Raw genomic sequence first — 12,075 nt, forward strand, 5'->3', positions numbered from 1 at the left:
GGCCCGCATCACCGCACCTCACCGCCTCGCCTCGGCGCTTCGCCCCGGTCAAGGGCAGGGCGCGCACGCGGGGACGCGGGTCCATGACGGGGCGCGGGTCCATGACCGGGCGCGGGTCCATGACGGGGCGGTGCCCGCCTCGCCGCCTCGCCGTGGCGCCCGTCAGCGGGCGGGCCGGGCCGCCAGGGCGAGGGTGATCTCGACGACGTCCATCGGGCGGGAGAGGCTGCGGCCGGTGAGCTGTTCGTAGCGGCGGAGGCGGTTGAGGACGGTGTTGCGGTGGCAGTAGAGGCGTTCGCCCGCCCGCTGGGCGGAGCCGTCGCAGGCCAGCCAGGTGGCGAGGGTGTCCAGGAGGACGGCCGCGTCGGCGGGTTCCAGGGTCCTCAAGGGACCGAACACCCGGTCGGCGAGGGCGGTGGCGAGGTCGGGTGCGGAGATCACCAGGGCCGCGGGGAGGTGTTCGGTCAGGCGTATCGTGCCGCCGGTCCCCGGGCACATGCGCAGCGCGGTGTCCGCGAGGCGGCGGGCGTCGCCGACGGCGGCCAGGCCCGACACGGCCGTACCGACGCCGACGCGCGCGCCCGAGGGCGGGCCGCCGTCGATCGCCGTCCCGTCCTGGCCGTCGCCGAGCAGGACGATGCCGTAGTCCACCTCGACCCCGGTGTGCCAGTGCACACGCGCGCCGCGTCCCACCGCGGCACGTGCACCGGCCGCCTCGGACGGGGAGCCGCCGGACACCGCGACGACGACGTAGCGGCCCTGCTCGGGCAGGTCCAGGGCCTGTGCGGCCTCGGGCAGGTCGGCGATGCGGCTGGTGCCCTCCAGGAGGGCGGCGGCGAGCAGCCGCAGCCGGTTCTCGCGCCGCCAGGCGAGCTGTCGTTCGACCTGCCGGTAGGCGTCCGCGACGAGCGTGCAGTGTTCGTCGACGAAGTTCCACACGTCGGCGGCCACGTGCACGAGGAGGCGGACGTCCTCGGGGGCGGAGCGGGAGGTCTCCTCGACCAGGCCCTGCCAGACCAGGGAGCCGCCGAGCCGGAAGGCGTGCAGCAGGGCGTCCAGGGGCAGGCCCTGTTCGGCCCGGGTGGCGCCGATCTTCCAGGAGCAGCGGCGGGCCGCGTCCCGGTTGCCGCGCGGGTCGAGGAGCGAGTTCACGCTGTGCCGCAGTGAGCGGTGGACCTCCTGCCAGGTGGCGGCGGGGTCGCTCTCCACGGCGGTGCGGTAGGCGGGCTCCTGGTCCTGGAGGGCGGCGACGAGCCGGTCGGTGAGGTCGGGCAGGTCGTCGAGCAGCACCCGCGCGGCGCGGTGCAGCACGCGCAGGGCGTCGGCGTCGATCAGCGACCGGACGCGCGGGCGCGGCCGCGGGCCCGGTCCGGTGGGCCCCGCCGGTGCCGGGCGCACCGCAATCCGTGGCCGAAGGGCGTGGTGCATCGCGATCCTCCCCCAGGGGTCGGTGACCCGGCGGCTCCCGCACGATGGCGCTCCGTCCGGCCCGGGTCGGCCGTGGAGGTCCGCGCGGGTCCCGCCGGCTGGCGGGTCCTGCCCCGAAGGATGACATACCGTCCGGTCGGTCCCTAGGGGTGTGCACCGGTCTTTTCCGCCTGCTCGACCAGCCGGGCCAGTTCCAGCCGGGACCGCACACCGAGTGTGGCGAACACCCTCCGCAGGTGGTAGTCGACGGTGCGGGTGCTCACGGACAGCGTCAGCGCGACCTCCCGGTTGGTCGCGCCCTCGGCGACCCGGCGGGCGATGCGCAGCTGTTGCGGGGTCAGTCCCGCCAGGTCGGCGGGCCCGTTCGGGCGCGCTCCGCCGGCCGCGGCGCCGCCCGCGCGCAGCTCGTCACGGGTCTGTTCGGCCCAGGCGCGGGCCCCGCACCGTTCGAAACCGACGAGGGCGGCGCCGAGCCGGTCGCGGGCCTCGCGCAGGCGGCGCCGGCGGCGCAGCCACTTGCCGTGGAGGAGTTCGGTGCGAGCCCGCTCGAAGTCACCGCCGGCCGATTCGTGCAGGTCGAGGGCGCGCCGGTAGAGGGCGTCCGCCCGGTCCGGCGGGGCCAGCAGGGCGCGGCAGCGCAGGAGTTGGGCGGGGGCCTGGGGGTCGGCGCCGAAGTCCGCCCACCCGGCGAAGTCCTCGACGACGGAGCGGACGCCCTCGGGCTGCCCGGCGGAGACGGCGGCCTCCACGTAGCAGGGGACGGCGAGCATCCACAGTGCGAAGTGCCCGCGCCGGGCGCCCGGCCGCACGAGGGGGCCGAGCCGGTCCGCGGCCTCCTGGGGCCGGCCGCGCCCCAGGTCGGCGCGGGCCGCCGCCCACTCCGCCAGCGTCGCCGCCTGCGCGAGGCCGTGCCGGCGGGCGGTGCCGAGCGCGGCCGCCACATGCCCGGCGACCCGTTCGGTCTCCCCCTCGATCGAGGCGGCCAGCGCCAGTACGGCGTGCTGGTGGGCGGCCGTGTTGCGCTGCCCGGCCCGGTGCGCGGCGCGCAGTCCCTCCTCGGCGTGGGTGCGGGCGAGCGCGTGCCGTCCGGCGCGCAGTTCGGCGTAGGCGAGGTACTCCCGCGCCCGGGGCACGGCCGCGACGACGTCCAGGGTGCGGGCGGCGGCCAGGGCCCGCGCGCCCGCCCGGCGGGCGCCGACGAGGTCACCGAGCATGAGTGCCGCCGCGGCGGCCCGCAGGCTGTCCTCCGGGTCGCCGGAGCCGTCCGGGTCCGGCACCACCCGCCGCAGCCGGACCGCGGCCTCCTCGAACCGAGCCTCCAGCAGGGCCCGCACCCCCAGCCGGTAGTCGGCGCGGGGATCGCCCGGGGCGGGGACTCCCGTGACCTGTCCGCAGTGTTCGAGTGCGGCGAGGCATCCCGCCGGGTCGCCCGCCGCCCACGCCGCGTCGCAGGCGGCCAGTGCGGCGGCCGCGGCGTCGGCCGGGGAGTGGGCGGCGAGCAGGGAGGTGGCGAGCAGGAGGGAGGCCTGGGCCTCGTCGACGGATCCGTCACGCAGCGCCGTCGTGCCGCGCAGCAGGGCGGCACGGCCGCGCACGCCGGCGGGCGCGCTGCCGGTCCGGGCCGCGTCGAGGAGCCGCAGCGCCTGGTGGGAACGTCCGTCGAGCAGGGCCTGGCCGGCGGCGGCCGTGTACCGCTCGGCACGCCGCGGCCCGTCGTCGCACAGTTCGGCGGCGCGGGTGTACGCGGCACAGCGCAGCCGCCGGGACGGCAGGTCACCGGCGACCGCCTCCACGTCGTCCCCGCGCACGGCCCCGGCCCAGGCCCGGTGCAGCAGGGCCCGCGGGTCCCCTTTCCCCAGGTCCTCGAGGTCCTCCAGCTCGCGGGCCAGCGCGAGGTGCACGGCCCGCCGCCGTTCGTCCGGCGCCGCCGCGTACACCGTCCTGCGCAGCAGCTCGCTGTGGAAGCGGACCTCGTCGTCGGCGGCCGCGAGCAGATCGGGCAGCGGTACGGCGCCGTCGTGCCCGAGGTGCCGGACCGCCCGCAGGACGAGGCCGAGGCCGACGCCCGTGTCCTCGTCGTCGCGGGCGGCGGCCGCCGCGGTCAGCAGCAGGTCGCGGCGGTCGGAGGTGAGTCCGTCCAGGTACCCGCCGGCCAGGCCCGTCAGCACCTCGGCGCCGGGCAGCGGGTGGGGCGGGGGGCGGTCCCCGCGCAGCTGGGCGGGCGAGAGCCGCCGGACGAGGGCCAGCAGGAGGGCCGGGCTGCCCTGGGCGGCGTCCACGATCGCGTCCCGGACTCCCCCGTCGAGGGCTCCGCCGGTGACCTCGTCGAGGAGCGCCACCGCCTCGGGCGGGGTGAGCGGGTCCATCCTCACCACCGGCAGTCCGGCGAACTCCGGGGCGGGCGGGCGGTGTCCGGGGACCGTGAGCAGCAGGCGCGCCGCCGCCGTCGTACGGCACAGCTGCCGGGCGGCGTCGCCCAGCACGGCGCGGGAGACCGGGTCCCACAGGTGGGCGTCGTCGACGCACACGAGCAGCGGGGCCGGACCGGCGGCCAGCGTGTCGAGCAGGGCCGGTCCGGAGCCGCCGGCCGGCGCGCGGCCGGTGGCGTCGCCGAGCGCGCGCAGCAGGGTGCGCAGGCCGCCGCCGGGAACGGCCGACCGGGCGGGGTCCGCCCGTACCCGCACGACGGGCCCGGTGAAGGCGCGGGCGGCGTGTTCGAGGAACCGGGTGCGGCCGCAGCCCGGTTCGCCCGTGACGACGTGCGCGCCGCCGTCGAGCCGGTCCGCGGGGGCGCTCGCCCGGTACGGCGTCGGGCCGGGGGTCGCGGTCGTCTGTCCGGTCATTCCCGTGACGTTACGCACGCGTAACGTGAGACGGAAGTCACTCGTCCGGGTGGGCGCGGGCCCGATTCCGGCCCGCCACCTGGGCGTTCGCGGGTGGAGCCCGGTGTGCGGGCTTGTGCCGGTGCCCAACCGCCGCCCGTCAGCGCCGTGATCGTGCACAACGACGGCGGCGGTCGCGCCAGGGTGGGCGCGACCGCCGCCGCCGTGCGGCTTCGGGGAGGGTCAGGAGGTGTGCGGGCAGTTGCCCCGGTACTCCTCGATGGTCGAGCTCGGGCTGGGCAGCGGGCACAGGAACTGCTCGTAGCGGGTGTCGTTGTCGATGAACCGCTTCAGCCAGGAGACGCTGTACTTCGCGATCGTGGTGTTCGAGGTGGTCGGGGCGGAGTGGGTGGCGCCGTTGAGCTCCAGGTAGGCGCGGTCCAGGGACGACGGCAGCGAGGTGTAGAAGGGCTCGGCGTGGCTGGCGACGGGGGCGACGGTGTCGCCGTCGGCACCGACGATCAGGGTGGGCGTGCCGACCTCCGGCCACGTCTTGTCGGTGTTCCACGGCGTCAGCGGGATGGCCGCCTGGAGGGAGGGACGGGACTTGGCGGCCTCTAGGCTGCCGCCGCCGCCCATCGAGTGGCCCATCACGCCGAGCCGGGTGCCGTCGACGCGGCCGCGGACCGAGCTGCGCCCGGTGAGGTAGTCCAGGGCCGCGAGCAACTGCTTCCCGCGCGAGGCGGGTTGGTCGAGCGTCGAGGTCGTGTCGATGGTGAAGACGACGAAGCCCTGGGAGGCGAGCCGCGGGCCCAGCCAGGAGACGGAGGACTGGGTGCCGGTGAAGCCGGGCGAGACGGCGACCGCGCCGAAGGTGCCGTCGGCGGTGCTGGTCGGGTAGTAGATCGTGCCCCCGCCGAAGCCGGTGACGGCGGTGGAGGAGACGGTGGTCTGCGAGACGGCGTACGGACCCCGTGCCGCCTCGATGCTCGACGTGGTCGGCGCCGGGCCGCGCTCGTAGGGGTTGTCGGCGGCCTGCGCCGCGGGCTGGCCGAGGGTGGTGAGGCCGACGACCGCGGTGATCGCCGTCACCAGGCCGGCGAACCGGCCTCGTCCGCGGTGGGGGGAACCGGTGGGCACCCGGTGGGCGGCACCGGTACGCGCTTGCTGCTGCACGACGAGTCGTCCTCTCTGCCGTGGCGGTCCGCCCTGCCGGGCCGGACCCTCGTGGGGGATGGCCGTGCCACTCTGGGGCACGGTCGCCGCCGGGGGACCGGCAATGTCGCCGGTCTCGTGCGGCCCGCCCCGCCGCCCACGGCGTCGCCCGCGGTCGCCGTACTCCCCCGCGCGGGACGAAGCTGGAGGTGACCGCCCGTACCCGGCGCCGCACGTACCCGGCGCCGCCCGCCGCCCGGCACCGAAGGAGGCCCTCACGTGGTGCTCCCCGACGACGACACCCGCGCCACCGGCGCCGACCGCTCCGCCCGCGTCCCGGCCGTCCTGCGCCGGGCCGTCGCCGACGGGCTGATCGGCGAGGACCGGCCACTGGCCGCCTTCGTCGACGTGCAGGGGGTGCGCGACGGCGTCGCCGCCCTGCACGGGGCGTTCGCGCACGTCCCCGAGGTGCTGCACACGTTCGCGGCGAAGGCGTGCGCGCTGGTGCCCGTGCTGCGGCTGCTCGCCGACGCGGGGACGGGCTGCGAGGCGGCGAGCCCGGGCGAGCTGCGGCTGGCGCTGGACGCCGGTTTCGCACCGGCCCGCATCGTGCTGGACTCGCCCGCGAAGACCCGCGCGGAGATCCGCGAGGCCCTCGCCCTGGGCGTGGCGCTGAACGCCGACAACCTGGCCGAGCTGGAGCGCGTGGACGCCCTGCGCCCGCCCGGCTGCGCCTCCGTCCTCGGGCTGCGGGTGAACCCGCAGGTCGGCGGCGGCACCATCGGCCCGATGAGCACGGCGACGGCGCACTCCAAGTTCGGTGTCGCCCTGCGGGACCCGGGGGCCCGTGAGCGCGTCGTCGAGGCCTTCGCCCGCCGCCCGTGGCTGACCCGGCTGCACGCGCACGTGGGGTCGCAGGGCTGCCCCCTCCCGCTGATCGCCGAGGGGGTCGCGGCCCTGCACGACCTCGCCGAGGAGATCGACGCCCGGTCCGGCCGCAGGCAGGTCACCAGCCTCGATCTGGGCGGCGGCCTGCCGGTGAACTTCGACGGCGACACCGTCACCCCCACCTACGCCGACTACGTGTCCGCGCTCACCGCCGTCCGGCCGGCCGTGCTGGACGGCCGCTACCGGCTGGTCACCGAGTTCGGCCGTTCCCTGCTCGCCAAGAACGGCTTCCTCGCGGCCCGCGTCGAGTACGTCAAGGACGCCGGCGGCCGCCGGGTCGCGCTCACCCACGCCGGCGCCCAGGTCGCCACGCGCACGGTGTTCATGCCCGGGGCCTGGCCGCTGCGGGTGTCCGCGTACGGCCCGGACGGCACGCCGAAGGACGCGCCGCAGCTGCGCCAGGACGTGACCGGGCCGCTCTGCTTCGCCGGGGACGTCGTGGCGCACGACCGCCCGCTGCCCGAACTCGCCGAGGGCGACCTGGTCGTCCTGCACGACGCGGGCGCCTACTGCTTCTCCGCGCCCTGGGCGTACAACAGCCTGCCCCGGCCGGGGGTGTACGGCTTCGCCTTCCGGGCCGACGGCGTCGGGTTCGTCACGGTGCGGCCGGCCCAGACCCTGCGGGAGGTGTCGCAGGAGAGCGGGCTGGCCCAGGCGGACGCGCTGCTGGACGGTTTCACGGATCCTTCACGTCCCTGACGGCGTTTCCCGGGCGTCCGCACGCATCAACGGCGTGCATCGGTGCACCCGGAGCGGGTCGCCGGACGAGGAGGGACGCCGTGTTCTGGGTCGCCGCACTGCTGCTGCCGACGTTGTCCGTCCTTCTGGTGGTCATGGACCGCGTGGAGGACCGGGTGCTCTCACCCGCCCGGCCCAGGCGGCGGCACGCCGGGCGCAGGAGGCATCTGCACCTGGTCCGGGGCACGTCGCGGAGCACGGGGACGGCCGCCCGCAAGGGCGCCCACAAGGCCGCCGCGGGCACCCGCGCCGCCTGACGGCCGGGTCGCCGCCGCCGTGATCTCCCCGAGGGGTGCGTTCCGGCACCGTTCGTGTGCGAGGCTCGGTGTGGACGGCGTCCGGCGCGGCGTCCGGCGTCACCCCGGCCGGCAGCAGGGAGAGTCAGCGGCATGCGTATCGGTCTGCTCGGCACCGGCCCCTGGGCGCGGATGGTCCACGCGCCCGCTCTGAGCGCGCACGAGGGTCTCGACCTCGTAGGGGTGTGGGGCAGGCGTCCCGCCGCGGCGAAGGAGCTGGCGGACCGTCACGGCACCCGGGCCTTCGACGACGTGGACGAGTTGTTCGCGGAGGTCGACGCGGTGGCGGTGGCGCTGCCGCCGGACGTGCAGGCGGGCCTCGCGGTCCGGGCCGCCGGGGCCGGTCGTCATCTCCTGCTGGACAAGCCCCTCGCCGCGACGGTGGCGGGGGCGCGCGACGTGGTGCGCGCCGTGCGGGAGGCGCGGGTCGCCTCGGTGGTCTTCTTCACCACCCGTTTCCTCCCCGAGCCCGAGGCGTGGATCGCCGAACAGGCGGAGGCGGGCGGCTGGTTCACTGGGCACGCGCAGTGGCTGGGTTCGGTGTTCACCGGCGGGGACCATCCGTTCGCCACCCCGTGGCGGCGGGAGAAGGGCGCCCTGTGGGACGTCGGCCCGCACGCGTTGTCCGTGCTGCTGCCGGTCCTCGGCGACGTCCGCCGGGTGGCTGCCGCGGCTCCGGGGCCCGGTGACACCGTCCACCTGGTCCTGGACCATTCCGGAGGTGCCTCCAGCACGCTGACGCTGAGTCTGACCGCCCCGTCGGCGGCGGCCGGTTCGGGCGTGGAGATCCGCGGGGAGACCGGGGTGGCGCGTCTCCCGGAGAGTGCCGCGGACGCCGCCACAGCACTCCGCCGGGCCGCGGACGCGCTGTGCGCCGCGGCCCGTGACGGGCGTCCGCATCCGTGCGATGCGGGGTTCGGCCTGCGGGTCACCGAGGTCCTCGCCGAGGCCGAGGGCCTGCTGGCCTCCGACTCGGGCTGAGACCACGACCCCGAAGGGCCGGTCAGGCGTGCCGGTGCGTCCGCTTGTTGCCGGTGACGGCCCGGTAGAGGACCAGCAGGATGAGCGAGCCGACGATGGCGGCGATCCAGGTGGACAGGTCGAAGAAACCGTCGATCGAGTCCACGCCGAAGATCACCTTGCCGAGCCAGCCGCCGAGCAGACCGCCGACGACGCCGATCAGCATGGTGACGATGATGCCGCCGGGGTCCTTCCCGGGCAGGAGCATCTTGGCAATGGCACCGGCGAGCAGGCCTATCAGAATCCAGGCGATGATGCCCACGGTTACTCCCATCTCCGTTGGAAAGCGTCTACATCTTCCGAATGCACGGCGAGGGGGATCGCAAACCTGCCAGTGCGCGCCAACCGTTCCGAAGGGCTCCCCGCTCCCCCGGAACCGGGTCCGGTCACCCCGCAGGCGCGGCGGGAACCCGGCCCCGTCGCCCAGGGGTCACGGACGTACGGGGGCGGTGAAGTTCACCCGCTCCCGTACGACCGGGCGGCCGGCCCTCGTGAAGTGCGCGGCCATGGGGAAGTCGTCCCGGTCGGCCGCGACGGCGAGGAACTCCGCGCCGTGGGCGACGAGATGACGGGTGCATTCGGCGAGCAGGTGGTAGGCACAGCGGTGGCCCCGGTGTTCGGGCACGACGCCGATGAAGCCGATGCACGGTCCGGAGGGGTTGCGGGCCGGGACGTGGAGGCCGGCCCGGTCACCGTCCGGGGCTCGGGCGATGCGCCATCACGCGCGCGGGAACGGGCACCGGCGGAAGCCGCCGGGTTCCTCCCGGGCGGCCGGGTCGAGGCCGACCTGCCGGGGCGCGCTGCGCAGGAGTTCGGCGGCGGCCTCCTCCTCGCCGTCGGCGAAGTCGAACCACTCGACGGTGCGGGGTCCGGTGTCCTCGGGGCCGCCCACCGGGCGGCGCGGGCGACGACCCGGCCGTCGCGCAGGGCGACGCGCTTCCGGTCGGGCCGGTGGCGGGCCTTGCCGAGCGCCTCGTGGACGCGGAGCGGGTCGGGCAGGGTGTGGAACGGGTGGGCGTCGCTCGCGTCGAGCGCGCGGATGACCGGACCGGTCGTGGATTCCTCCGGGATGCGTCACGGTGGTGCGCTCCCGGGCGGTCCGACGAGGGTCTGACGCGGCACGCCGGGGCCACGGGGCGGGAGCGCGGGGATCGTGGGGATGCGGACTGCACGGCGCTCGCCTCCTTCCGTGGCCGTCGGGCGTGCGGTCACACCGTAGGGGCTCCCCCGCCGGGCCGTCCCTCGCTTTTCCCGACGGCCGCCGCGGGCCGCTCCGGCGCCGTCCCCTCCGCCGTCCCCTCGCCCTCGGCGTCGATGTGCGGCAGGATCCGGTCCAGCCACCGCGGGGTCCACCAGGCGTGCCGGCCCAGCAGGGTCATCACCGCCGGGACCATGAGCAGCCGGACGACGGTGGCGTCGACGAGCACGCTGACCGCGAGGCCCAGGCCGAGCATCTTCACGACGATGTTGTCGCTGACGATGAACGCGGCGAAGACGCTCACCATGATCAGGGCGGCGCAGGTGATGACCCGGGCGGTGATCTCCAGGGCGTGGGCGACGGAGGCCTTGGCGTCCCCGGTGCGCAGCCAGGCCTCGTGCACGCGGGAGAGCAGGAAGATCTCGTAGTCCATGCTCAGGCCGAAGATGATCGCGAACATCATCATCGGCACGTAGCTCTCGATGGGCACCGTGCCGGAGACGCCCAGGGCGGGCCCGCCCCAGCCCCACTGGAAGACGGCGACGACGACGCCGTAGGAGGCCGTGATCGACAGGACGTTGAGGACGGCGGCCTTGACGGCGACCAGGAGGCCGCGGAAGACGGCGAGGATGATCAGGAAGGCCAGCGCGACGACCACGCCGATGATGAGCGGCAGCCGGCTCGCCACGATGTCGCGGAAGTCGACCTGGGCGGCCGTGGTGCCGGTGACGTAGGTCTCGGCGGCGGTGCCGGAGACGGCGTCGGGGAGGGTGTCGTCGACGAGACGGTTCGTCAGGTCGGTGGTGGCGGCGCTCTGCGGCGAGTTCTCGGAGTAGACGGTGGCGAGCAGGACGTCGCCGTCCTGGGTCGGGGTGAGCGGGGTGACGGTGGCCGCGCCCGGTACGGCGCCGAGGGTCTTCTGCGCCTGTGCGGAGAGGGCGGAGCGCTGGTCGGAGGGGACGGCGCTCTGGTCGATGACGACGGTGAGGGGCCCGTTGGAGCCGGGTCCGAAGGCGTCGGTCATCAGGTCGTAGGCGCGCCGGTCGGTGAAGGAGGTCGGGTCGGCGCCGTCGCCGATGTGGCCGAACTGGAGGGAGAACGCCGGGACGGCCAGGACGGCGATGGTGACGAGGCCCGCGGCGAGGTAGTGCCAGGGCCGGTGTTCCACGCGCAGCGCGTAGCGGTGCCAGGTGCCCTGGGCCGGGGCGCCGGGCGCGTCGACGGCGCCGCCGGTCTCCGTCTCCGCGACGGGGGTGCGCACCCGGTAGCGGTCGATGCGCCGGCCGACGAGGCCGAGCAGGGCGGGCACCAGGGTGAGGGCGCCGACGACGGCGGAGACGACGGTGACGGCGGCGGCGAGGCCCAGTTTGCCGATGAAGCTCACCCCGGACGCGTACAGGCCGGCCAGCGCGATGATCACCGTGCAGCCGGAGACCAGGACGGCCCGTCCGCTGGTGGCGGTCGCCTGTCCGGCGGCCCGCGCCGGGTCCGCGCCGTCCATGAGGTTCTGCCGGTGCCGGGTGACCAGGAAGAGGGCGTAGTCGATGCCGACGCCGAGTCCGATCATGGTGGCGAGGGTGGGCGAGACGGTGGCGAAGGTGAAGGCGGCGGCGAGCAGGCCGAGGCAGGCGAGACCGCCGACGACGCCGATCAGGGCGGTCAGCAGGGGCAGTCCCGCGGCGATGACACTGCCGAAGCCGACGAGCAGCACGACGACGGCGACGGCGAAGCCGATCAGTTCGCTGATCCGGTCGTCGGGGGCGGGGCGGGCCAGTTCGCCGAGGGGGCCGCCGTACTCGACGTCGGCGCCGGCCGCCCGCAGGGGCTGGACGGCCTGGTCGACGCCGTCGAGGTAGTCGTCGCCGAGGGTGGCGGGCTGGACGTCGAAGCGGACGGTGAGGTAAGCGGTCCTCCCGTCGCCCGAGACCGGTCCGACCTTCGAGGAGGTCTGGGTGAGCGGGTTCTGCACCGACAGGACGTGCGGGAGTTTCTGCAGGTCGGCGACGGTGGTGGACATCTGCGAGTCGAGCGCCGTCAGGGGCTGCCCGCTGTCGTGCAGGACGATCTGGCTGCCGTACCCGCCGGCCTGGGGATCGTGCTTCTCCAGCACGTCCAGGCCCTGCTGGGACTGGACGCCCGGCAGGGAGAAGTCGTCGGAGTAGGTTCCGCCGTAGGTGCGGCTGAGTACCTGGAGGGCGACGAGGGCGACCAGCCAGCCGACGATGACGACGAGGAAGTGGCGGGCACACCAGGTGCCGAGCCGCCGGAGTGCGCCGCCTCGCGGCGTCGCGCTGGAGTCCATGGGCCGCGCCTTCGCTGCCGGAGGTGGTTCGCCGTGCCCCGATACGACCCATTAGACGCCGGTCGGTCGGGGTGGGCATCCGGGGTGGGCATTCGGGGTGACCGGGCCCTCGCCCGCTCCCGCCCCCTTCCGGTCCCGACTCGGCGCTCCGCCCCGGACCCCGCTCCC

8 protein-coding genes and 1 pseudogene are annotated in these 12,075 nt (G+C 75.8%); 3 read left to right on the forward strand and 6 right to left on the reverse strand.

What is annotated here, in order from left to right; genetic code table 11:
* Nucleotides 1–162: 162 nt before the first annotated feature.
* The 3 genes from AB0N31_RS02385 to AB0N31_RS02395 all read right to left on the reverse strand — a co-directional run bounded on the left by AB0N31_RS02385 (nt 163) and on the right by AB0N31_RS02395 (nt 5,390).
* Entirely contained in the window at nt 163–1,428 is a 1,266-nt protein-coding gene (locus AB0N31_RS02385) for a helix-turn-helix domain-containing protein (protein ID WP_366056446.1), read from the reverse strand.
* Nucleotides 1,429–1,571: 143 nt separating this feature from the next.
* Complete coding sequence (locus AB0N31_RS02390; protein ID WP_366056447.1) at nt 1,572–4,271, reverse strand: LuxR C-terminal-related transcriptional regulator; 2,700 nt, start codon at nt 4,269–4,271, stop codon at nt 1,572–1,574.
* A gap of 222 nt (nt 4,272–4,493) precedes the next feature.
* Nucleotides 4,494–5,390 (reverse strand): alpha/beta hydrolase, encoded by an 897-nt coding sequence (locus AB0N31_RS02395; RefSeq protein WP_366056600.1) that lies wholly within the window; start codon nt 5,388–5,390, stop codon nt 4,494–4,496.
* Between the two features lie 297 nt (nt 5,391–5,687).
* On the opposite strand from AB0N31_RS02395, the gene AB0N31_RS02400 reads away from it, so the two are divergent.
* From AB0N31_RS02400 to AB0N31_RS02410, 3 genes are all read left to right on the forward strand, one after another.
* Nucleotides 5,688–7,052, forward strand: coding sequence for a diaminopimelate decarboxylase (locus tag AB0N31_RS02400; protein ID WP_366056601.1), 1,365 nt, complete (start codon nt 5,688–5,690; stop codon nt 7,050–7,052).
* A gap of 80 nt (nt 7,053–7,132) precedes the next feature.
* Nucleotides 7,133–7,348, forward strand: a complete 216-nt coding sequence (locus AB0N31_RS02405; RefSeq protein ID WP_366056448.1) for a hypothetical protein — start codon at nt 7,133–7,135, stop codon at nt 7,346–7,348.
* Between the two features lie 132 nt (nt 7,349–7,480).
* A complete protein-coding gene (locus tag AB0N31_RS02410) occupies nt 7,481–8,368 on the forward strand; it encodes a Gfo/Idh/MocA family oxidoreductase (protein ID WP_366056449.1) in 888 nt (295 codons plus the stop codon).
* Between the two features lie 22 nt (nt 8,369–8,390).
* Here AB0N31_RS02410 and AB0N31_RS02415 read toward each other — a convergent pair whose 3' ends face one another.
* The 3 genes and pseudogenes from AB0N31_RS02415 to AB0N31_RS02425 form a co-directional block, all read right to left on the reverse strand.
* Nucleotides 8,391–8,669: a GlsB/YeaQ/YmgE family stress response membrane protein gene (locus tag AB0N31_RS02415; protein WP_363090077.1), complete on the reverse strand. Its 279-nt coding sequence runs from the start codon at nt 8,667–8,669 to the stop codon at nt 8,391–8,393.
* A 168-nt stretch (nt 8,670–8,837) separates the two neighbouring features.
* A pseudogene (locus AB0N31_RS02420) lies at nt 8,838–9,478 on the reverse strand (hypothetical protein).
* A 137-nt stretch (nt 9,479–9,615) separates the two neighbouring features.
* A complete protein-coding gene (locus tag AB0N31_RS02425; RefSeq protein WP_366056450.1) occupies nt 9,616–11,907 on the reverse strand; it encodes an MMPL family transporter in 2,292 nt (763 codons plus the stop codon).
* Nucleotides 11,908–12,075: the final 168 nt, after the last annotated feature.

The organism is Streptomyces sp. NPDC051051 (genome assembly GCF_040682975.1).
Lineage (GTDB): Bacteria > Actinomycetota > Actinomycetes > Streptomycetales > Streptomycetaceae > Streptomyces.

Bases quoted from the DNA above. Each gene is read 5' to 3' on its own strand.
- AB0N31_RS02390 (WP_366056447.1), bottom strand. From the start codon at position 4,271: ATGACCGGACAGACGACCGCGACCCCCGGCCCGACGCCGTACCGGGCG.
- AB0N31_RS02425 (WP_366056450.1), bottom strand. From the start codon at position 11,907: ATGGACTCCAGCGCGACGCCGCGAGGCGGCGCACTCCGGCGGCTCGGC.
- AB0N31_RS02410 (WP_366056449.1), top strand. From the start codon at position 7,481: ATGCGTATCGGTCTGCTCGGCACCGGCCCCTGGGCGCGGATGGTCCAC.
- AB0N31_RS02385 (WP_366056446.1), bottom strand. From the start codon at position 1,428: ATGCACCACGCCCTTCGGCCACGGATTGCGGTGCGCCCGGCACCGGCG.